Here is a 21,430-nt window from a genome sequence, read left to right on the forward strand (position 1 = left end):
GTTAGCGGGCTCCACTGCGTGCGTCCATGCTGACCAGGCGAGCAAAAGGCATCATCCCCTGGCCACTGTTGCGGGCCGCAAACTCGCTATGCCGCAGCAGCATGTCATTGCCACGGGGCTGGACCTGAGCTGCCGGTGTCGCCACTGGAGTGGTGCCATTAAAAGACCGGGATACCAGCGACGCCTCCGCAAACGGACGGCTCATGCGACTATCCTGGGCCGACGCCATCACCGGCGCAGCACCGGTAGACTGGGTTGCCTCCCAGCTCTGCCAGCCCACCACCGTAGCCGCAGCCACGGACGCGGCCACCGCCAGGCGGCTCACGCTACCCAGCCAGGCCGGACGTCGCGACGGCGCCTGTTCCGCAGCCAATGCCGCAGACAGGCTGGCGTTGAAGCCCGCCGGCACACTCGTGGATGGCTGCTTATGCATCACATCCCGGGCAAGCTGCCAACGAGACAGTGCATCCAGATCGGCATTGTCGATATCACGCATTACCCGACGGGTTTCCAGCTCGCTGGTTTCCCCATCAAGGAAAGCAGACAGTGTTTCCAGGTCCCTGCTCATACACTCACCCTTTGTCGCCACGCTGGGAGCCCAAAAGCGGGCGCACAGCTGTATCAATTGCTTCCCGGGCCCGGAAGATGCGGGAACGAACAGTTCCCACCGGGCATTCCATTACCGCCGCGATGTCCTCATAGCTGAGACCCTCGAATTCACGCAGGGTCACGGCAGTTTTCAGTTCATGGGGCAGCTCTTCGATGGCTCGATGGATGACTGCCTCCAGTTCCTGTGACAACACGAGGGACTCCGGGGTTCCAATCTCGTGCAGCATTTCTGCACCGGCGTACTGCTCTGCCTCGGCGGCATCCAGGTCAGAGCCGGGCGGCCGCCGACCGGCGGCCACCAAATGGTTCTTGGCGGTATTCACGGCAATACGATAAAGCCAGGTGTAAAAGGCACTATCACCCCGGAAACGGGGCAAGGCACGCCAGGCTTTAAGAAAGGCTTCCTGGGCCACGTCCTGCACTTCATCCGAGTCACGCACATAGCGGCTGATCAGGGCGAAAATACGCTGCTGATATTTACGCACCAGCACTTCAAAGGCACGCTGATCGCCGGTTTTGGCTTTTTTGACCAACTCTTCGTCTGACACCGATCCCCCGGATCTTTCGCGAAACGCGGATATAAGGCAATGACTGAAATTTCAGTCAATTAAAGCAGGCCATTGTAGCAGGTGTGAGGGTCGCGGCTATACTATAGGGCCGCTTTACCGCCCTTTTCACATTGCTTGAACATTTGTTCAGGCGCTCTAAGGATTGTTCATGGCCACCTTCCGACACGATGTACTCATCATTGGTTCCGGAGCCGCAGGATTAACTACCGCCCTGCGCCTCCCTGATGATTGCCGGATCGCCCTGTTATCCAAAGGCGAGCTGACCAGCGCCAGCACCTACTACGCTCAGGGCGGTGTCGCCGCGGTGCTCGATCAGGAGGATTCCCTGGAAAGCCATGTGGCCGATACGCACGTGGCCGGGGGCGGCCTGTGCCATGACGATGCGGTGCGCTACACCGTGGAAAACGGCCCCGATGCGATCCGCTGGCTGATTGATCTGGGAGTCGACTTCACCCGCCTGGCCGGCAACAACGAGGGATCCCTGCCTTATCACCTGACCCGCGAAGGCGGCCACAGCCATCGGCGCATCATTCACGCCGCCGATGCCACCGGCAAGGCCATCTCCGGCACCCTGATCGACCAGGTGCGCAACCGCCCCAATGTCACCCGCTTCGAATACCGGGTGGCGGTAGATCTGATCCTGCAGGAGCACAACGGCGAAAAACGTTGTTGTGGCGCCTATGTGCACAATATCGATACCGGCGAAACCGATGTCATCCTGGCCCGCGCCGTGGTGCTGGCCACCGGCGGCGCCTCCAAGGTGTACCTTTATACCTCCAACCCGGACGTGGCCACCGGCGACGGCATCGCCATGGCCTGGCGTGCCGGCTGCCGGGTGGCCAACATGGAATTCATGCAGTTCCACCCCACCTGCCTGTACCACCCCAAGGCCAAGAGCTTCCTGGTCACCGAGGCCATTCGCGGCGAAGGTGGCCACCTGCTGCTGCCCAGCGGCGAGCGCTTCATGCATCGCTTTGACGAGCGCGGCGAACTGGCCCCCCGGGACGTGGTGGCCCGCGCCATCGACCATGAGATGAAACGCCTGGGCGCCGACTGCCTGTACCTGGACATCAGCCACAAGCCAGCGGATTTCATCATCGAGCATTTCCCCACCGTCTACGCCAAGTGCCTGCAACTGGGCCTGGATATCACCCGCGACCCCATGCCGGTGGTACCCGCCGCCCACTACACCTGCGGCGGCGTGATGATCAACGAAACCGGCCAGACCGACCTGCCCGGCCTCTACGCCATCGGCGAAACCAGTTTCACAGGCCTGCACGGCGCCAACCGCATGGCCAGCAACTCCCTGCTGGAATGCATGGTCTACGGCAAGGCCTCCGCCGAACACATCGGCGCCACCCTGGCCGGCGTACCGGAACCCCGCGAGCACAAGGAATGGGACGAATCCCAGGTCACCGACTCCGATGAGGACGTGGTAATCAGCCACAACTGGGACGAGCTACGCCGCTTCATGTGGGATTACGTGGGCATCGTGCGCACCGAAAAGCGCCTGCAGCGTGCCCAGCACCGGGTGGACATGCTGAAAAGTGAAATTGCCGAGTACTACAGCAACTACCACATCAGCAACGACCTGCTGGAACTGCGCAACCTGGTCGTCATCGCCGAACTCATCATCCTCTCCGCCATGCAACGCAAGGAAAGCCGGGGCCTGCATTTCATGCGTGACTTTCCGGGAGTGAATGATGAGGCGGTGGATACGGTGCTGACACCTGACTTGAATTGATAATGGATAATTGATAACTGCGCGTTCACGCGTAGTTATTATCAGAAAGCAAAGAGGCCGCGCCCAACCTTTGGACGCGGCCTCTTGCGTTTCAATCACTACGAGTCAGGCTCGCGCAGTTATCAATTCTCAATTATCCACTATCAATTGCTTTTCCTGTTGGTCCACAGCCACTGATAAAACGGCTGCAATTGCTCCCGAGGGGCCTGATCGTCGAACAGGTGCAGCCAGCCTTTGGGGGTCTGGATGGCCATCCATGGGCCTGCGCGCAATACCCGGCGGGGGCTTTCCAGTTCCTGCCAGTGGCGGCCGATGAGGGTAAGGCGTTGTTCGTGGAGTTCCATCTGGGCGAGCTGGGCCGGGCGCCACCCCCATACCAACAGCGGCAACGCCACCAGCATCAGCGCCGACGCCCACCATGGCACCTGCGCCAGCAAGACCGCTGGTGCCACCACCGCCATCGCCAGCCAGCGAATCCTGGCGGGATAGCGAGAGGGATTCAGCTCAACCTTTTTTCGCGGAGACCAGAGCAAGGACATGCCGTACATACTCGCGCAAGGCCGGGTCTTGTGGCTCACTGCGGCGAGTAAACCACTCGAACATGTCCGCATCTTCACAGGCGAGCAGCTTCGGGAACCAGGCCTGATGCTCCGGCGATTCATTATCGAAGTGATCGTCCAGGTAGGCGAACAGCACCACCTCCGCTTCCGAGGCCCCGCGGCGGCACTGCCAACGATATTGACGTTTCAGGTCATCATGACTCATTACTGCATTATCCTGATCAGAAATTGCGGCACCGCGTTCCGCGCCGTGCGTGCATTATCCAACACCTGCCCCACTGACTCCAGCATCAAGCCTCGACGCCAATCTCTACCATCAAAAAATTGCCAGTGACAGCAAATTCCTGCTTCATAGAGCCACGCTGCGGGCACGGATTCAGGTACCATGTCCGGTGATCTTCCGTCTCTATCACAAGCAAAACGAGCAATAACAGGAGCCCCATGAGCTGGTCCGATTTCATTGCCGCCCAGGCCTTGGCCAACAGTGCCGAGACTCCCTACCTCAGTCATTGCGACCACCTGGCCGTGATCCGCGCCCATGGCGAAGAGGCCGGCCATTATCTGCAGGGCCAGGTGTCCTGTGATCTGCGCGAAGTCGATCAACAGGGCCACCGCAACGGCATGCACCTGACTCTCAAAGGCCGCGGCCTGGTCAGTGCACGTATCGTCCGCGATGGTGACGATTACCTGCTGCTGTGCCCTGCGGATCTGAGCGAAGCGGTGATCAAGGCATTGATGAAATACCGGCTGCGCGCCAAGGTGGAATTCAGCGTGGACCAGGAACTCGTGGTGCTGGGTCTGGCCGGCAATCTACCCGCCGGTGCCCCCGATCACGGCAACAGCGCCGAGACCGATCAAGGCCTGTGGCTGCGCTACCCCTTTACCGATCATGCCTTGCTGCTCGTCAAGCAGGACGCCGCCGAGCACGCCTGGCAGACCCTGGCCGCTGATCGGGCCACCACGGGCGCCAACGGCTGGCAGCTCGCCGACATCGACGCTGGCGAAGGCATGGTCTACCCCGGTGCGCAAGACCTGTTCCTGCCCCAGGTGCTCAACTACGACGTCACCGCCGGGGTGAACTTCAAGAAAGGCTGCTACACCGGCCAGGAAGTCGTCGCCCGCATGCACTTCAAGGGCAAGCTCAAGCAGCGCATGCAGCGAATCAACTACAGTGCCGATGTGGACCTGACACCGGGCGAAACCCTGCGCGACAGCAACGGCAAAGCCGCCGGCGAAGTAGTCAGCGCCGCCCGCACCTCACAGGGCGGCGCCGCTCTGGTGGTGCTGCGAAAAGATACCGATGGCGTGCTGTTCCGGGAAGAGCTGGCGCTGGACAGTCAGCTTGGGGCGCTGCCTTATTCGTTGCCCTGGAAAGAGTGAGACTTCAATTAATAGTTAATAATGGATAGCTGGCGCGAGCCGGCTTTTCTATGGCTGTAAACGCAAGAGGCCGCGCCCAGGCATTGGGCGCGGCCTCTTGCGTTGTAAAGCAGGGAAAACCGGTCAAGTAGGATGCACTGAGCCTAAGGCGAACTGCACCCTACGGAAACCTGGATCAGCGCAGCCCTTCCCTTTCCGTAGGAGCGTCGCTGGCGGCGCGATTGCAGCATTGACCACAACACATTGCGCCGCAAGCGACACTCTGCCTTGTTAAAGAGTGGACTGAGCCTGCAGCCGCAATCCATCCGGGTCGGAGATGGTGTTGTCCGGAATCCATTTGGCCATGCAATCCCGATCTTTCACACACGGATCGGTGAGTGTCTCCAGGAACGCCAGCAACTGATCCACCTGCTCATCACTCAACACCGCTTCCGGCAGCTGTGACTTGCCCGCCAGTCGCAGGCTGGCCAACTGGTCCAGTGCCTTCTGGGTATTGGCTGTCATGTTGCTCACCTGCACGGCAGGGTCCAGCTGGCTGAAATCAAAGTTGTCGATGGCCTGCTGCGGATTCAGGTGATGGCGCACCACGGCTTCCAGCGAGGTATAACCACCAGCATGCCCCCAGGGACCGGTTTCGGTCACGTTGAGGAGGTGTGGCGTGCGGAAAGCGTATTTGTCGTCGGCATCACCGGTTTCCCGGAAACGACCAAAGTCTTCACTGCCATCCGGACCATCACCCTTGCCGCGGCCCACCTGCGGCATTCCCACCACATGGAACTGTTCGTCGGTCAGGAAATCACCACTGTGGCAACCCGCACAGCCCGCGCCGCCTTGCTCCTTGCTGTTATAAAACAACAAGGCGCCACGCTTGGCCTGATCGCTGATCGCCTGTAGATCCCCTTCCCGGTAAGCTTTCCAGGGTGAGTCGATCAGCACCTGAGAGTTCTGGTAGCTGGCGAGCGCCTCGGCGACATTGTCATAGGTGATCAGGGTATTTGCATCCGCTGCCGGTTGCTCAAACCCCTGACGGAACGCATCCAGCCATTGATTGGTTACTAGCGCGAGCTCAACATCGCTGCCACGCAACCGCTGCTCAAGGTGGGTACGCAACGCGGCATTATTATTGCCAGCCTCAAAGCTGAAACCGCGCATTTCCTCCGGGGATGTTACCGGGAAACGAGCCTGAGCTATGGAGAGGTTGGCTCCTGCATCCGGGTCCGCCACTCCAAAGGCGCTGTCTGGCGTGCGGATGCCTCCACCGGCGCCATTCAGGCCGGCAGTCTTGTCCAGGCTCTCTACCCGGCCGTCGTGAAACAGCACTTCATCGTAGAAAACGATATTGAACGTGGAAGGCGCATTACGTGGCACAGTGGGCCCGCCATCAAAATGGGTTCCGGTGCTTAAATGCAGGCGCCCTGGCCCCAATAAGTCCGGCTGAACTGCTTCCACGCCAATTGACAGGGAAAGATCATCACCGCCACCCAGCATGGGGTGGTGACAGGAAACACAAGCGGAATCCAGATCTCCCCCCAGGCCCTTGCTAAAGAAAAGCTGCATGCCCAGCTGCGCCTTGGGCGACGCAATATCCGGTAGGCTCCGGCCCACACTCGGGTCGCCACTGATTCCCTGCTGCTGTGCTACTGCGGCCACTCGCTCATCCAGCGTTGGCTGGAAACGCGCTTTGTCATTACTGTCACCACCACAACCACCAAGCAGCAACAGACACGCCAGTACCCCACTGACCGTCCATGGATTCTGTATCATCCCTTTCCCCAAAAATTTGATTTATTGCATATTGTTTGCGGGCTGATTTTTTACCAAACCCACACAATAAACAAGGCATTTATAAAAATTCACAGCAATGAGGTCGAAGGGGTCTAGTTATTAGTGAGCAGTGAATAGCCCGCAGCTTGGTCGTAGCAGTAGCCACAAACGCAAGAAGCCGCGCCCAAACACCGGACGCGGCCTCTTTGCTGTACGAACCATGAAAACCCGGATCGCGTCGTTATCAATTACCCATTATCAACTATCAATTGCCTCCAACGGGTGCTTCGGTGCCGGGCACTCGAAAAAACCATCAATGTATTCTCTCGGCACATCGTTGACGCTGCGATGGCGGAAGCCGGGGCTGCCATCCTTGTCGATCAGCAGGGCGCGCACCCCTTCACGGAAGTCACCGTGCAGGGAGCACTGCACTGCCAGGCACCATTCCATGCGGAAAATATCGGCCAGGGACAAATAGGTGGAACGGGCCAGCTGCTCCCAGACCAGGTGTGCGGTTTGCGGGCAGCCGCGTTCCAGGTTACCCAGCGCCTTGTCCAGCCAGGCATCACGATCCTTGGCGCTGAGCAGCTGCTCCACCACCACTGGCAGACTCTCGCCATCGCACAGGCGATTGATCTGCGGCAGGTGGTCGATCAACGGTTGATTCAGCTCGCTCATGTCCGCGGCCTGTTGTTTGAACAGGCGATAGAGCACGGCCCGGTTGTCGGTGGCGTCATCGGCAAAGTCCTGCTCCGCCAGTGCCGCCAGCAGGTTATCCGCATCGCCATCCACCATCCGGTCGGCCATGCCGATTTCCACAGCCTCACGGCCATTGATGTGCACACCGGTCAGGCCCAGAAACAGCCCCACGCGACCCGGCAAACGATTCAGGAACCAGCTGCCGCCCACATCCGGAAACAGGCCGATGGTGATTTCCGGCATGGCCATGCGTGAACGCGGAGTTACCAGACGGAAATCCGCGCCCTGCAGCAGCCCCATGCCGCCGCCCATGACAATGCCATCACCAAACACCACCACCGGAATCCGGCTGGTGTGGATACGATAATCCAGGGCATATTCCTCGGCGAAATACTGCTCGGTGAATGGGTTTCTGCCCTGCCCCGCATGTTTCACCATGGACTTGTGCATCTGTACGATATCGCCCCCGGCACAGAACGCCTTGCCACCAGCCCCTTCCAGCCAGATCGCCACCACATCGTCACGCTGCTCCCATTCGTCCATCTGCTTGCTCAGGACCTGAATCATGTCCAGGCTCAGGGCATTGAGGGCTTTGGGGGCATTCAGGGTGGCCCGGGCGATCACACGGCCGCAGCGGGTCTCGATTTCGGAAAACAACACGCAGTCAGACACAACAACTCCATAAAGCAGTGAATAGTTAAGGAGCCTCTGAATAACTCCTTGCGTGCTCAGCGTGACCTGAAGGGTGCAGCTGTTGTGTTTTGTCGCGACGGACAGGGTGGTTCCCTTTCCTAGCGACAAAACGCAGCAGATGTGCCCTTCAGGTCACGCCCTCCGGGGCTTCCAGGCTGGCCCACACTCGTTGTTGCACTTTCTCAACAGGCAACCAGCATGCCTTCAAAAGTGCGCCTAGATTGTGAGCCAGCCTGAAAGCCTGAGCATGCAAGGAGTTATTCAGAGGCTCCTTAATAGTGAACAGTTAACAGCGCGCGGGCTAGCGTCGCTGATGTTCATAGCCAAGAGGCCGCGCCAACATTCTGGGCGCGGCCTCTTGGGCCGAGAAACAACAGAACCTCCCGCGAGCTATTCACTGTTAACTGTTCACTATTAACTGATTGTCCAGTCGATGGCCGTCTTGCCCTGTTGCAACAGGTACTGATTCGCGCGGGAGAAGTGCCCGCAACCAAGGAAGCCCCGGTGGGCGGATAACGGCGACGGGTGTGGGGCGGTGAGCACGCAGTGCTTGTCGCGGTCGATCAGCTTGCCTTTCTTCTGGGCATGACTACCCCAGAGCAGAAACACCAGCCCTTCCCTTTCCCGGTTCAGGTGCTCGATGGCCTGGTCGGTGAACTGCTCCCAGCCCTGCTTCTGGTGAGAGGCGGCCTGGCCGGCTTCCACCGTAAGCACCGCATTGAGCAGTAGCACGCCCTGCTCCGCCCAGTGAGTCAGATTGCCATGGGTCGGTATCTCGATACCCAGGTCCCGATGAATTTCCTTGTAGATATTGACCAGCGACGGCGGGGTTTTCACACCACGCTGCACGGAAAAGCACAGGCCGTGAGCCTGATCCGGGCCGTGGTAAGGGTCCTGGCCCAGGATCACCACCTTTACCTTGTCGAAGGGCGTCAGGTTGAAGGCGTTGAAGATATCCGGGCCGGGCGGAAACACGGTTTTCCCGGCCTGCTTTTCAGCGGCCAGGAAAGCCCGCAACCGGGCCATATAGTCCTGCTCGAACTCCCCGGCCAGGTGCTGCTTCCAGCCCGGCTCCAGCTGTACGTTCTGGGCGCTGCTGTCAGCCACGGGGCAACAACTTGTCCAGCAGGTTACACATACGAGCCTCCACGAACTCCTCGGAGATTTTTTCCGGGTGCACCAGCAAACGCTGCTCGATGGACATCATCGCCATCAGAATCAGCTCTGCATCCAGGCGGGGATTGCTGCTGCCAAACAGTTCCGTGGCGATCATCAGGCTTTCCAGCTGCTGATGCAGGTACAGATCCGCCAACTCACGCAGGCGGCTGTCCATGATCGCTTCCTGCATGAACGCCTGCTCCGCCACCAGATGGCCACGGCGGGTGTTCAGCTCTTCAACGATAAAGGCCGCCATCATCTTGCCCATCATATCGATCAGGCGCTGACGTTCTTCGGCATCGGCGAGACTGTCACGGGAAAATTGCGACAACAGGGCAAAGGCCCGCTCCTTGAACGGCTCGATCACATCCTTGAGCGCTCGTTCGGCGAACAGGGTGAAGGTATCGGCGATCAGGTCGGAGATATCTTTGAAGTAGTAGGTGGTTGCCGACAAAGGCACATCCGCCTCACGGGCCACGGCCCGGTGACGCACTGCACGAATACCCTCTTTGACAATAATATTCAGCGCGGCTTCGAGAATGGCCTGACGACGCTGTTCACTGCCGGCGCGGCGCGCTTTTCTTCCCTGGTATTGAATTGCACTACTCATGGACACAGTCAGCCTTTGTTGATTCAGCCCGGTACTCCCCCTCGGGGGATGTGTTGTGTCGCTCTCCCACCTTGCTACCCGCAAGCCGGGGCACAAACCGTGCCCCAAATCAGCCTTAACGCCCCTGGGGACGCATATGCGGGAACAAGATCACGTCCCGAATGGACGGTGAATCCGTAAACAACATTACCAGCCGGTCGATGCCAATGCCCTCACCGGCTGTCGGCGGCAGGCCATGTTCCAACGCGGTCACGTAATCCTCGTCGTAGAACATGGCTTCATCATCGCCGGCATCCTTTTCCGCTACCTGCTGACGGAAACGCTCAGCCTGGTCTTCCGCATCGTTCAGTTCCGAGAAGCCGTTGGCGATCTCGCGGCCACCCACGAAGAACTCAAAACGCTCGGTGACGAACGGATTATCGTCCATACGACGGGCCAGCGGCGACACTTCCGTGGGGTACTCGGTGATGAAGGTCGGATCTTTCAGACGGTGCTCCACCGTCTTCTCGAAGATCTCGATTTGCACCTTACCCAGGCCGTAACCATCCTTCAGCGGAATCCCCAGTCCCTCGGCGATAGCGCGGGCCCCGTCCAGGTCCGCCAGCTTCGCCGGGTCGATATCCGGATTAAAATGCAAAATCGAATCGAAAACCGTTATCCGGGTAAAGGGTTTACCAAAATCGTACACATCACCCTGATAACTTACCTGGGTGGTACCCAGCACGTCCTGGGCCAGCTTGCGCAGCATTTCCTCGGTCAGGTTCATCAGGTCGTGGTAATCACCATAGGCCTGGTAGAACTCAAGCATGGTGAATTCCGGATTATGACGGGTGGATAGCCCTTCATTACGGAAGTTGCGGTTGATTTCGAACACCTTCTCGAAACCGCCTACCACCAGGCGCTTGAGGTACAGTTCCGGCGCGATGCGCAGGTACATGTCCATATCCAGGCTGTTGTGGTGAGTAATGAAGGGGCGCGCGGTGGCGCCGCCGGGAATCACCTGCAACATGGGGGTTTCCGCTTCCACGAAATCCTTTTCCACCAGGAAGTTGCGGATACCCGCCACCATCTTCGAACGGATCTGGAAGGCCTTGCGAGTCTCTTCGTTAACGATCAGATCCACGTAGCGCTGACGGTAGCGGGCTTCGGTGTCGGTGAGGCCATGGTGTTTTTCCGGCAGCGGACGCAGCGCCTTGGTGAGCAGCAGGTACTCATCCATCATCACATACAGGTCGCCCTTGCCCGATTTGCACAGGATGCCTTTCACACCAACGATATCGCCCAGATCCCAGTGTTTTGTGTCTTTTTGCACGTCCTTGGAGGCATAAATCTGAATGCGCCCGGACATGTCCTGCAGCACCTTGAAAGCCTTGCGATCAAGCATCATGCGGCCGGCAACGGCGACCTGAATGTTCTTCTCAGCCAGCTCTTCCTTGCTGAACTCGCCATATTGGGCCTGCAGGTCAGCGGCCAGGAAATCGCGACGGAAGTGATTGGGGAAGGCATTGCCCGCCTCACGCAGGTCGGCCAGTTTGGCGCGGCGCTCGGCGATCAGGCGATTTTCGTCCTGAGACGCTTCCTGGGGATCAGTCTGTGTCTGTTGCTCGTCGGCCATCGGGTTACCTTAATTCGGTCTCTCGCCTGCCTGCTGGCAAGGCTGATGCTGCTTGTGTTAATACAGCGGGGACCCTCTGGGGCCCCGCTTCCCGGAATTACAATCCTGCTTTCAGGGACGCTTCGATAAACTGATCCAGCGCGCCGTCCAGTACCTGCTGGGTATTGTGGCTCTCTACGCCGGTGCGCAGATCCTTGATGCGGCCATCATCCAGTACATAGGAGCGGATCTGGCTGCCCCAGCCAATATCCGACTTGTTGCTTTCCTGGACCTGCTTTTCCGCGTTGCGGCGCTGCATTTCCACTTCATAGACCTTGGCCTGCATCATCTTCAGGGCCTGGTCCTTGTTCTGGTGCTGGCTTCGCCCGCTCTGGCACTGGGTCACCAGGGTGTGCTTCTCGCCGCCCTCGTCGGTGTAATCATAAGTCAGGCGCACCGCGGAATCGGTCCTGTTAACGTGCTGGCCACCGGCACCGGAGGCCCGGTAGGTATCCACCCGCATGCTGCCCACGTCGATATTCACATCGATATCGTCGTCCACTTCCGGGGACACGAACACCGAGCTGAACGAGGTATGGCGGCGGCCGCCGGAATCGAACGGGCTCTTGCGCACCAGCCGGTGCACGCCGGTTTCGGTACGTAGCCAGCCGTAGGCGTACTCACCTTCGAAACGGATGGTGGCAGACTTGATGCCGGCCACATCGCCGGCGGAGGCTTCCACCAGCTCGGTCTTGAAACCGTGGGCCTCGCCCCAGCGAAGGTACATACGCAGCAGCATCTCGCCCCAATCCTGGGCCTCGGTGCCACCGGACCCGGCCTGGATATCCAGGTAGGCGTTGCAGGCGTCCATCTGCCCGGAGAACATGCGACGGAATTCCAGATCCGCCACCATCTTCTCCAGCCGCTCCAGCTCGCTTTCCACTTCCGGCAGGCTGTCTTCGTCGCCCTCTTCCACCACCAGCTCCAGCAGGCCGGAGGTGTCTTCTACCCCCTGGGAAGCGTCGTCGATGGTCTTGACGACCAGCTCCAGCTGGGCGCGTTCCTTGCCCAGGCCCCGGGCATAGTCCGGGTCGCTCCAGACATCCGGGTTTTCAAGCTCGCGCTCGACTTCGGTCAGACGTTCACTCTTCTGATCGTAGTCAAAGATACCCCCTAAGCGCTTCGACACGCTCAGACAGGTCGGAAAGATGGGTTCGCAGCGGATTGACTTCCATTACGTCTCTCTAGAATCAGTACTTGGCAGAATTGATACGCGGAAAACAGCGCAGTCTAACGGTTTGCGGGTTGGCTGACGAGGGGCGGCACCTCCGCCTTCGCCGCAGGAGCGCGGCCCGCACGTTTATAACGAAGCCGCTGTAGGAGTTCCTCTCGAGGGACGAACCACGCGTCAGCGTGGAAATCATCCGCAGCGCCTACCCCAGATTCGGTTCGGAGTAGCAGAGCAACCCGGGCCTCCAGGATGATCAGGTGACGCCCGCATCGGCTGTCTTCTCGCCAGGGCTCGGATTCGTCCCTCAAGAGGAGTTATTCGCTTCGCTCACCCTCAGGGCCGCACGGAAATACGTGCGTTACTCCGCTACGCTCCGTTCCTACAGCGGCTTTGTAGATGTCACGGATCGCGCCGCCTGCGACGCTCCTACAAGGAAGCTGGCCCGATCAGTCTCTCAACTCGTAGACGTGGTGAGCCTCGCCCTTCATGTTATCGATGGTGGTACCGATATAGCGGGCATTGTTGGGAATGCCGGAACCGGTGGTGAACACCTTGAAGGTGCGCACTTCTTTCGGGGTGTCGATCACGGTGTCCGCGTCCACTTCCACCCACATGAAAATCACCGCTTCCTGGGGGATATAATCCACCCGCAGTACCTTGCCTTCTTCGGGCAGGCGCAGCTCCTGCACCTCGTTGACCACCTTCAGGCGGTGCTTGTGTATGGTCTTCATTCGAGTCCCCTCCGTTAAGGACACAACACGACGGTGGACGATAGCCACCCCGCGCAGTCAATGCCGGCACGGCCTTTTGGGCCGCACCCTAGTAAAACAGGCGCCCGATGGTGAGCGCGAGGCGCAATGCTAGCAAAAACCGGGGCCGCCGACAGCATTGTCGACAATTTCCCGGGGCGGCGGGCTGTGCCAGATCAAACCCCACCCGTTGGAGCCTTGCTCGCAAGGCGAAAAGCGAGCCCAGGCGAGCCTCCGACGCGCTAGCCTTGCGAGCAAGGCTCCAACGATGACTGGGGTAATCAGGGTAGCCCGGATAGCTACGGTGGCGGTTGGCAGCGTTACAGCGTAATCAAATGCTCGAACAACAGCTGCGGGTTACGCTGGCCGCGGAATTCGTTCACTTCCAGGCGGTAAACGCCACGCACCCGGCTGATGCGCTTGGGCAGGGCCTCCACCGGCACATTGAAATGGATGGCATCGATGATGCCGCTGACGCCGGGCAGGCCCAGGGTCAGCTTCAGGTGGCGCTCGCCGACGATGCGGTGTTTCAGCACCTCGAACTCACCATCGAAGCTCGGCGCCGGGAAGCCCTGCCCCCAGGGGAACCGATGGCTGAGCAGTTCCGCGTTGGCCAGGGACAGCTCGTGGTCATCCAGCTCGCCATCGGTCTCCACCACTTTTTCCAGTGCCTTGGGCGAGAGCCGCTCGCTGACCGCCTTCTCGAAGGCCACCTTGAACTGGTCCAGCTTGTCGCGCTCCAGGGACAGCCCCGCCGCCATGGCGTGACCGCCGAACTTGCTCAGCAACCCCGGGTTGGCGGTGGCCACGGCATCCAGGGCATCGCGCAGGTGCAGACCGGGGATCGAGCGGCCGGAGCCTTTCAGGGTGCCGGGCTGTTGGGCCGGGGCGAAGGCGATCACCGGGCGGTGGATGGCTTCCTTTACCCGTGAGGCGAGAATGCCCACCACCCCTTCGTGCCATTCCTTGCCATACAGGCACAGCCCCGCCGGCAGATTCTCCGGGTTCAGCCGCGACACCTCGATCATGGCCGCATCGCGCATGCCGTGTTCGATGGAGCGGCGCTCGCGGTTGATGGTGTCCAGCTCCTGGGCCATCTCCAGGGCTTCGGCATCGGTCTCCGCCAGCAGGCAGGCAATGCCGTGGGTCATGTCCGACAGGCGCCCCGCCGCGTTCAGGCGCGGGCCCACCGCAAAGCCCATGTCCGCCGCCAGTGCCCGATTGGGGTCGCGACCAGCCACCTGCAACAGCGCACGGATGCCCGGGCAGCCCTTGCCGGCGCGGATGCGACGCAGGCCCTGCTCCACCAGCACCCGGTTGGCATCGTCCAGGGACACCACGTCCGCCACCGTGCCGAGGGCCACCAGGTCCAGCAGGTCGGTGATCGGCGCTGTAGGCGTGAAGCCCTGCTCGCGCAGGGCGCGCTGCAGGTCCATCAATAAATAGAAAGCGACACCGACACCGGCCAGATTGGCGGCAGGGAAATCCTCGCAGCCAGGCAGGCGCGGGTTCACCAGGGCATCGGCCTCGGGCAGGGTGTCACCGGGCAGGTGGTGATCGGTGATCAGCACCTTGATGCCCCGGGCCCGGGCGGCGGCCACACCATCCACACTGGCGATGCCGTTATCCACGGTAATGATCAGGTCCGGCTGGTACTGCTGCTGGGCAAGCTCGACGATGGCCGGCGACAGGCCATAGCCATACTCGAAGCGATCCGGCACCAGGAAATCCGGGCGCGGAAAGCCCAGCAGCTCCAAGCCACGCACCATCAGGGTGGTGGCCGTGGCCCCGTCCGCGTCGTAGTCGCCGACAATACAGAGACGCCAGTGATCGGATCGCCCTTGTAACAGCAGCTCCACGGCCCCACGCAATCCTGTGAAGGACGATGGATGGGGTAAGCGCTTGAGCGCCAGATTCAGCTGCGCCGGGTCGTCCACGCCCCGCCCGGCCAGAATTCGCGCCAGCAATGGCGGCACATCCGGCCAATCCGGTGTATGCCGCGGGCGACGGGTAATGGCGGGCAGGCTGAGTTTGTCTACGGGCATGAATGACCAATGGATAGTGGAGAATTGATAATTGAGAAGGAAAGACAGCCCTCTCCCACACGGGGAGAATAGGGCCGGATTCCAGCACCATTCTCATCCCGCCGTAGGAGCGGCGCTCGAGCCGCGAACCTGCTCGCGATGGCCCAGCCAGAGAGCTTCGCGCCTCAAGCGGCGCTCCTACAGAAAACAGACCGGCAAGTCTGCCACGCCGCACCCGGAACAGCACCATCATAAGGAGTAAGTGTTGAAATTTTCACCAACCGCCACCCATCCACCGGGCCCACGACCAATTAGTCACAAATTGGGGCTAAAAAAGTCATTCACCTTCCCTATACTTGCGGGCCTACAAGTTTCGTTGTTTATGTAAGCAAACACTCACATGAAAATGCTAGTGGCTTATATAAGTAGCGCCGCCTCCCCCATTTTCGGGGACCGGGGCAATACCAAAGCGGCCTAGTTAGCCGCGTACTTTGGGACTGGAGAGCAGAAGCTATGATCTATCAAGGCAACGCCGTAAGCGTACAACTGCTTGACGACGGCATCGCCGAACTGAAGTTTGACCTTCAGGGCGAGTCCGTTAACAAGTTCAATCAGGAAACCGTGGAAGATCTCGGTAAGGCCGTCGATGCCATTAAAGGCAACAGCGACATCAAGGGCCTGGTCGTGACCTCCGGCAAGTCGGTTTTCATCGTTGGCGCCGACATCACCGAATTCACAGACATGTTCAAACTGCCGGAAGACGAAATCGCCGGCTGGTGTCTGAAATCCAACCAGGTCTTCAATGCCTTTGAAGATCTGGACATCCCCAAAGTGGTTGCCGTTAACGGCATCGCCCTGGGTGGCGGCCTGGAAATGTGCCTGGCTGCAGACTTCCGTGTACTGAGCGAAAAAGCCCAGGTGGGACTGCCGGAAGTGAAGCTGGGCCTGTACCCGGGCTTCGGCGGCACCGTGCGTCTGCCCCGTGTCATCGGTGTGGACAACGCCGTTGAGTGGATCGCCGCTGGCGGTCAGCACAAAGCTGCCAAGGCTCTGAAAGTGGGTGTTGCCGATGCCGTGGTTGCCCACGACAAGGTTAACGATGCTGCCATCGATCTGGTCAAGCAGTGCCTGGCCGGCAAGATCGACTTCCGCGCCAAGCGTCAGGAAAAGCTCGAGCCCCTGAAGCTGCCGCCCATGGAAAACATGATGGCCTTCCAGACCTGCATGGCCATGGTCCAGGGTCAGGCTGGCAAGAACTACCCCGCTCCCGTCGCTGCGGTTAAAACCATGCAGGCCCACGCCGGCATGAACCGCGACCAGGCTCTGGAAGTGGAAGCCAAAGGCTTCGCCAAAGTCGCCAAGACCCCGCAAGCCACCGCCATGGTCGGCCTGTTCCTGGCAGACCAGCAGGTGAAGAAGGTCAACGGCAAAACCGCCAAGGCCTCCAAAGGCTTTGAGCAGGCCGCCGTACTGGGCGCCGGCATCATGGGTGGCGGTATCGCCTTCCAGTCCGCCCTGAAAGGCACCCCCATCATCATGAAGGACATCGCCGACAAGGCGCTGGACCTGGGCATGAACGAAGCCTCCAAACTGCTCGCCAAGCGCGTCAGCAAAGGCAAACTGGATGCGGCCGGCATGGGCAAAGTACTGTCCAACATCCGCCCCACCCTGAACTACGGCGACTTCGGTAACGTTGGCGTGATCGTGGAAGCGGTGGTCGAGAACCAGAAGATCAAGCAGTCCGTTCTGGCCGAGACCGAAGAGAAAGTGGAAGACGGCACTATCCTGGCGTCCAACACCTCCACCATCTCCATCACCAAGCTGGCCGAAGCCCTGAAGAAGCCGGAAAACTTTGCCGGCATGCACTTCTTCAACCCGGTACACATGATGCCGCTGGTAGAAGTGATCCGTGGCGAGAAGACCTCCGACGAAACCGTCGGCACCCTGGTGGCCTACGCCCAGAAAATGGGCAAAACCCCCATCGTGGTCAACGACTGCCCCGGCTTCCTGGTTAACCGCGTACTGTTCCCCTACTTCGGCGGCTTCGGCATGCTGATGCGCGACGGTGCCGATTTCCAGGCCGTGGATAAAGTGATGCAGAAGTTCGGCTGGCCCATGGGCCCCGCCTACCTGATGGACGTGGTCGGCATCGACACCGGTGTTCACGCCGCCCAGGTCATGGCAGACGGCTTCCCCGAGCGTATGCAGTACGACTTCAAAGACGTCTCCACCGTGATGTTCGAAAACGAGCGTTATGGCCAGAAGAACGGCGTTGGTTTCTACAAGTACGAGCAAGACAAGAAAGGCAAGACTCAGAAAGTGGTCGACGAAAAGACCTACGAACTGATCAAGCCCCACGTCGCCGACACCCAGGAATTTGATGCAGAGGAAATCATCGCCCGCATGATGATCCCCATGTGCACCGAAACCGTTCGCTGCCTGGAAGACAACATCGTAGGTTCCGCTGCCGAGGCCGACATGGCCATGATCTACGGCATCGGCTTCCCTCCCTTCCGTGGTGGTCCGCTGCGCTACATCGACAGCCTCGGCGTGAAAGAATTCGTCGCGCTGTGTGACAAGTACGCGCACCTGGGTGGCATCTACGAAGCACCGCAGATGCTCAAAGACATGGCCGCCAAAGGCGAGTCTTTCTTCGCCTAAGCCACGGACTGAAAGGAGTTAGAGAAATGAGTTTGAATCCTAATGACGTAGTCATCGTCGATGCGGTCCGTACCCCCATGGGCAAGAGCCGTAATGGCCAGTTCCGTAATGTGCGTGCCGAAAAACTGTCTGCCCTGCTGGTGGAAGCGCTCATGGAGCGTAACCCCAACTGGGACATCCAGCAGACCGAAGATGTGATCTGGGGCTGCGTAAACCAGACCAAAGAACAGGGCATGAACATCGCCCGTAACATCTCCATGCTGGCCGGCCTGCCGCGCACCAGCGCTGCCCAGACCGTGAACCGTCTGTGCGGCTCTTCCATGCAGGCGCTGCACTCCGCCGCCCAGTCCATCCAGACCGGCAACGGCGACGTGTTCGTTATCGGTGGTGTGGAGCACATGGGTCACGTGGCCATGGATCACGGTGTGGACATCAACCCGGAGATCTCCAAGGTTACCGCCAAGGCCTCCAACATGATGGGCCTTACCGCGGAAATGCTGGGCAAGATGCACGGCATCACCCGTGAGCAGCAGGACGAGTTCGGTGTGCGTTCCCACCGCCTGGCCTGGGAAGCCACCCAGGAAGGTCGCTGGAAGAACGAGATTGTTCCCATCGAAGGTCACGATCAGGAAGGTAACAAGGTCCTGTGCGAGATCGACGAAGTGATCCGTCCCGGTGCCACCCTGGAAGACATGCAGAAACTGCGTCCGGTATTCGATCCGGCCAACGGTACTGTCACTGCCGGTACCTCCTCTGCCCTGTCTGACGGTGCCTCCGCCATGCTGGTCATGAGCGCCGCCAAGGCCGAAGAAATGGGCCTCAAGCCCCGCGCCAAGATCGTCTCCATGGCCGTGGCGGGCTGCGACGCCGCCATCATGGGTTACGGTCCCGTACCGGCCACCCAGAAGGCCCTGGCTCGTGCAGGCCTGACCATCGACGACATCGACTACGTGGAGCTGAACGAAGCGTTCGCCGCCCAGTCCCTGCCCGTCATGAAGGACCTGAAGCTGCTGGACGTAGCCGACCAGAAAGTGAACCTGAACGGCGGCGCCATCGCCCTGGGTCACCCGCTGGGCTGCTCCGGTGCGCGTATCACCGGCACCCTGCTGAACGTACTGGAATGGAAAGGCGGCAAACTCGGCCTGGCCACCATGTGCATCGGCCTGGGTCAGGGTATTGCGACCGTGATCGAGCGAGTATAACGCTTGATACCCGAAGCCTGACGCCGGACGCGCTCCGGTGTTCAGGCCCGGAGCCAATTTCCGGGCTCGCCTCACAAGGGCGGGATTGGAAACAAAAAACCCCGGCTTATCCGCCGGGGTTTTTCTTTTTCGGCCTGCGGCCAGAGCACGTCAAACTGCACGGTGCAAGGCCTGGTCAAGGGGCCATTGTCAGATAACGCACTGGCACCGTTTGTTGCACCGCCCGCTTAGCCCGGCGCTCTGGAAGCACCCGATGATTTTGGCTGTCCAGCGTCTGCTGGGTTGTCAGCCAGGCAATGACACTGTGGGCTCAACGACGCTAATCTCACCCTCTTCGGGGCGTGCTGGCGTTCACATGTCTGGCTCTTCACCCCAAACCACCCAAGCATCATTGATGTCAGGCATCACTGGGCAATGCCTTCTTAGAGAGCCTTTTATGCAATTTACCGAATCAAACCGTTACCCCTTCCCCGCTCACGCCGTGGTGCAAGTCTTCGGCAATAAAGACTATTTCATCAAGAAATACACAGGGGCCGGTGCCACCAATATTCAGGTGCTTGAAGAACAACACAACGGCAGTAAAACCCGCATTGCCGTAAGCCGTCATGTCGATATTGATATCGACGTTCCAGCCTTCGCACGCAAGTTTGTGCCCGACACCATCACTGTTGTGCAAGTCGATAGCTGGGACCAAACCACTCTGCGTGGTCACCTGGATATTCAATTCAAAGGCATGCCCGCCGTAGTGAAATGCGACATGACACTGACTGACGAAGACGGCAGATGCGTGTTGAACCTCAATTTCTCGGTGAACATCAACGTCCCGCTGATTGGCGACAAGCTGGCCAAGGTGCTTGGCGCGGACTTGAAAAAGAAATTCGAACGCGACTCACATCAAGCGCAGGAAGTGATGGCCGAATTTGTGCAGCGGTATCTTTGACGTGAGCCCAGCGTTACGTGGCTGATTGAAAGGTGTCCCGTTGCCGGTGCTTTATTTTTCCGGCAACTCTCGATACTGGCTGGGCGCCATGCCGGTGCGCTGGCGGAACCACCGCGTGAAGGAATGGGCTTCATCAAAGCCGATTTCACTGGCCACAGACTGCACTGTGCGCTGTGTGTGGGTGAGCAGATCACAGGCCTTTTCCTGCCTGACCCCGTCCAACAGAGCGCGGTAGCTGGTGCTCTCTTCCCGGAGTTTGCGGTGCAGGGTGCGGCTGGTGATTGACAGGGATTCCGCCACGTTTTCCCGTGAGGCCATGCCGTGCAGCATCAGCCGCTTGATTTGCAGTGTCACCGTATCCTTGAATGAAACCACACTTTTCCGCTCCTCCATCACCGTCTGGGCATGACGAGACAGCACCGCGTTGAGCTGCGGATCGGCGCTGTTGATGGGGTGATCCAGAAGACGGGCAGGCAGGATGATGCGGTTTTGCGGCTGGTCGAAGAGCACCTCGCAGCAGAACACTGCCTTGTAACGGGCGGTCTGCACCGGGTCCGTTGGTGCCGGATGGCCCAGTTGCACCTCGTAGTCCAGGGTGCCGGGTGAAACGGTGGCGCTCAGGAAACTGGCCAGAGTGGCCATAATAAAGTCGATGGCATGCCAGCGGGCCAGCGGATCCACTAGCTGACAATGCCAGATCAGGTGAACCTCACCTGGTTCCCGGTGCAACTCCGAGCGGCCCACGGTGCCCAGTAACGGCTCCGCCTGGATGATCGCACTGAGAAAACTGTCCACGGTACTGGCCGTTTGCGCCAGATAGGCGGTAACCCCGAACACCTGTGCCAGCGCCCGCGAGCCCAGCTCCAGGCCGGTCAGAGGCTGCGCCAGCGCCTTAATGGCGGCGATCATCAGCCGCTCGAACTCCTCCCCCGCCATATAAGCGGGATCGTTTTCCATGGGCTCCAGACGGAACTGGTGGTTTGCCAGCAAGGCATCCACATCCAGGCCCTGCTTGCTGCCGATAACCAGCAGCTGGCGCATGACATCCAGCGAAATTTTACAGGCAGACAGGGTGTCCGGCATGGGTGCGACCTATTGATTTTATTATGGCTAGTGTCTTCAAGGCCCCGAAACGCCTTGCAGATTAATTTACGAACAATCACCACGCAATGCCAGTGACCCTGGGGCCTACGACTGTCCCAAACGGGTCAATAGCCCGTCCTTTTCGGGTATGGCCTCCCCT

At 59.7% G+C, this 21,430-nt stretch carries 18 protein-coding genes; 5 read left to right on the forward strand and 13 right to left on the reverse strand.

The window, feature by feature from the left end; translation table 11 throughout:
* Position 1: 1 nt before the first annotated feature.
* Positions 2-568, reverse strand: coding sequence for a sigma-E factor negative regulatory protein (locus B3Q33_RS05530; protein WP_035247556.1), 567 nt, complete (start codon positions 566-568; stop codon positions 2-4).
* A 4-nt stretch (positions 569-572) separates the two neighbouring features.
* A complete protein-coding gene (gene rpoE, locus B3Q33_RS05535; RefSeq protein WP_035247559.1) occupies positions 573-1,157 on the reverse strand; it encodes an RNA polymerase sigma factor RpoE in 585 nt (194 codons plus the stop codon).
* 169 nt (positions 1,158-1,326) lie between these two features.
* Here rpoE and nadB point away from each other — a divergent pair, with 169 nt between their 5' ends.
* Positions 1,327-2,922, forward strand: a complete 1,596-nt coding sequence (gene nadB / locus B3Q33_RS05540) for an L-aspartate oxidase (RefSeq protein WP_272975432.1) — start codon at positions 1,327-1,329, stop codon at positions 2,920-2,922.
* Positions 2,923-3,065: 143 nt separating this feature from the next.
* Here the strand turns inward: nadB and B3Q33_RS05545 are convergent, their stop codons facing one another.
* Together B3Q33_RS05545 and B3Q33_RS05550 are read right to left on the reverse strand one after the other, a co-directional pair.
* The gene (locus tag B3Q33_RS05545) at positions 3,066-3,461 is read right to left on the reverse strand and encodes a hypothetical protein (RefSeq protein ID WP_272975433.1); all 396 of its coding nucleotides are present in this window, start codon (positions 3,459-3,461) and stop codon (positions 3,066-3,068) included.
* Positions 3,427-3,687, reverse strand: a complete 261-nt coding sequence (locus tag B3Q33_RS05550) for a succinate dehydrogenase assembly factor 2 (protein WP_035247568.1) — start codon at positions 3,685-3,687, stop codon at positions 3,427-3,429. Before B3Q33_RS05550 ends, B3Q33_RS05545 begins: the two co-directional genes overlap by 35 nt.
* A 236-nt stretch (positions 3,688-3,923) precedes the next feature.
* Between B3Q33_RS05550 and B3Q33_RS05555 the strand changes: the two genes are divergently transcribed.
* A complete protein-coding gene (locus B3Q33_RS05555; protein ID WP_272975434.1) occupies positions 3,924-4,862 on the forward strand; it encodes a YgfZ/GcvT domain-containing protein in 939 nt (312 codons plus the stop codon).
* Positions 4,863-5,132: 270 nt separating this feature from the next.
* On the opposite strand, the gene B3Q33_RS05560 is transcribed toward B3Q33_RS05555, so the two are convergent.
* From B3Q33_RS05560 to recJ, 8 genes are all read right to left on the reverse strand, one after another.
* A complete protein-coding gene (locus B3Q33_RS05560; RefSeq protein WP_272975435.1) occupies positions 5,133-6,626 on the reverse strand; it encodes a cytochrome-c peroxidase in 1,494 nt (497 codons plus the stop codon).
* A gap of 258 nt (positions 6,627-6,884) precedes the next feature.
* A complete protein-coding gene (locus B3Q33_RS05565) occupies positions 6,885-7,997 on the reverse strand; it encodes an enoyl-CoA hydratase/isomerase family protein (RefSeq protein ID WP_232222060.1) in 1,113 nt (370 codons plus the stop codon).
* A gap of 435 nt (positions 7,998-8,432) precedes the next feature.
* Positions 8,433-9,125 carry a uracil-DNA glycosylase gene (gene ung, locus B3Q33_RS05570; protein ID WP_035247573.1) on the reverse strand — a complete coding sequence of 231 codons (693 nt, stop codon included), beginning with the start codon at positions 9,123-9,125 and terminating at the stop codon, positions 8,433-8,435.
* On the reverse strand, positions 9,118-9,786 hold the full coding sequence (locus tag B3Q33_RS05575) for a TetR/AcrR family transcriptional regulator (RefSeq protein WP_052042732.1): 669 nt from the start codon (positions 9,784-9,786) through the stop codon (positions 9,118-9,120). Before B3Q33_RS05575 ends, ung begins: the two co-directional genes overlap by 8 nt.
* A gap of 115 nt (positions 9,787-9,901) precedes the next feature.
* Complete coding sequence (gene lysS / locus B3Q33_RS05580) at positions 9,902-11,401, reverse strand: lysine--tRNA ligase (RefSeq protein WP_272975391.1); 1,500 nt, start codon at positions 11,399-11,401, stop codon at positions 9,902-9,904.
* A 97-nt stretch (positions 11,402-11,498) separates the two neighbouring features.
* Positions 11,499-12,615, reverse strand: a protein-coding gene (gene prfB, locus B3Q33_RS05585) for a peptide chain release factor 2 (protein ID WP_156964877.1) whose coding sequence is annotated in 2 segments (ribosomal slippage) — positions 11,499-12,542 and positions 12,544-12,615 — 1,116 coding nt in all. Because the reading frame shifts where the segments join, the coding sequence is not laid out codon by codon here.
* Positions 12,616-13,057: 442 nt separating this feature from the next.
* Entirely contained in the window at positions 13,058-13,342 is a 285-nt protein-coding gene (locus B3Q33_RS05590; RefSeq protein WP_035247581.1) for a DUF7352 domain-containing protein, read from the reverse strand.
* A 338-nt stretch (positions 13,343-13,680) separates the two neighbouring features.
* A complete protein-coding gene (gene recJ, locus B3Q33_RS05595) occupies positions 13,681-15,405 on the reverse strand; it encodes a single-stranded-DNA-specific exonuclease RecJ (RefSeq protein WP_272975392.1) in 1,725 nt (574 codons plus the stop codon).
* Positions 15,406-15,897: 492 nt separating this feature from the next.
* Here recJ and fadB point away from each other — a divergent pair, with 492 nt between their 5' ends.
* The 3 genes from fadB (at position 15,898) to B3Q33_RS05610 (ending at position 20,187) form a co-directional block, all read left to right on the forward strand.
* The gene (gene fadB / locus B3Q33_RS05600) at positions 15,898-18,045 is read left to right on the forward strand and encodes a fatty acid oxidation complex subunit alpha FadB (RefSeq protein WP_272963139.1); all 2,148 of its coding nucleotides are present in this window, start codon (positions 15,898-15,900) and stop codon (positions 18,043-18,045) included.
* 26 nt (positions 18,046-18,071) lie between these two features.
* Entirely contained in the window at positions 18,072-19,247 is a 1,176-nt protein-coding gene (gene fadA, locus B3Q33_RS05605; RefSeq protein ID WP_272975393.1) for an acetyl-CoA C-acyltransferase FadA, read from the forward strand.
* A gap of 436 nt (positions 19,248-19,683) precedes the next feature.
* On the forward strand, positions 19,684-20,187 hold the full coding sequence (locus B3Q33_RS05610; RefSeq protein WP_272975394.1) for a DUF2505 domain-containing protein: 504 nt from the start codon (positions 19,684-19,686) through the stop codon (positions 20,185-20,187).
* 51 nt (positions 20,188-20,238) lie between these two features.
* Here the strand turns inward: B3Q33_RS05610 and B3Q33_RS05615 are convergent, their stop codons facing one another.
* Complete coding sequence (locus B3Q33_RS05615) at positions 20,239-21,270, reverse strand: AraC family transcriptional regulator (RefSeq protein WP_272975395.1); 1,032 nt, start codon at positions 21,268-21,270, stop codon at positions 20,239-20,241.
* Positions 21,271-21,430: the final 160 nt, after the last annotated feature.

It is taken from the genome of Alcanivorax sp. UBA3183 (assembly GCF_002364155.1).
Taxonomy (GTDB): Bacteria; Pseudomonadota; Gammaproteobacteria; order Pseudomonadales; family Alcanivoracaceae; genus Alcanivorax; species Alcanivorax jadensis.

Bases quoted from the DNA above. Each gene is read 5' to 3' on its own strand.
- B3Q33_RS05530 (WP_035247556.1), bottom strand. From the start codon at position 568: ATGAGCAGGGACCTGGAAACACTGTCTGCTTTCCTTGATGGGGAAACC.
- B3Q33_RS05545 (WP_272975433.1), bottom strand. From the start codon at position 3,461: ATGTCCTTGCTCTGGTCTCCGCGAAAAAAGGTTGAGCTGAATCCCTCT.
- B3Q33_RS05615 (WP_272975395.1), bottom strand. From the start codon at position 21,270: ATGCCGGACACCCTGTCTGCCTGTAAAATTTCGCTGGATGTCATGCGC.
- B3Q33_RS05590 (WP_035247581.1), bottom strand. From the start codon at position 13,342: ATGAAGACCATACACAAGCACCGCCTGAAGGTGGTCAACGAGGTGCAG.
- B3Q33_RS05610 (WP_272975394.1), top strand. From the start codon at position 19,684: ATGCAATTTACCGAATCAAACCGTTACCCCTTCCCCGCTCACGCCGTG.
- B3Q33_RS05555 (WP_272975434.1), top strand. From the start codon at position 3,924: ATGAGCTGGTCCGATTTCATTGCCGCCCAGGCCTTGGCCAACAGTGCC.
- B3Q33_RS05550 (WP_035247568.1), bottom strand. From the start codon at position 3,687: ATGAGTCATGATGACCTGAAACGTCAATATCGTTGGCAGTGCCGCCGC.
- lysS (WP_272975391.1), bottom strand. From the start codon at position 11,401: ATGGCCGACGAGCAACAGACACAGACTGATCCCCAGGAAGCGTCTCAG.
- B3Q33_RS05560 (WP_272975435.1), bottom strand. From the start codon at position 6,626: ATGATACAGAATCCATGGACGGTCAGTGGGGTACTGGCGTGTCTGTTG.
- fadB (WP_272963139.1), top strand. From the start codon at position 15,898: ATGATCTATCAAGGCAACGCCGTAAGCGTACAACTGCTTGACGACGGC.
- nadB (WP_272975432.1), top strand. From the start codon at position 1,327: ATGGCCACCTTCCGACACGATGTACTCATCATTGGTTCCGGAGCCGCA.
- B3Q33_RS05575 (WP_052042732.1), bottom strand. From the start codon at position 9,786: ATGAGTAGTGCAATTCAATACCAGGGAAGAAAAGCGCGCCGCGCCGGC.
- fadA (WP_272975393.1), top strand. From the start codon at position 18,072: ATGAGTTTGAATCCTAATGACGTAGTCATCGTCGATGCGGTCCGTACC.
- recJ (WP_272975392.1), bottom strand. From the start codon at position 15,405: ATGCCCGTAGACAAACTCAGCCTGCCCGCCATTACCCGTCGCCCGCGG.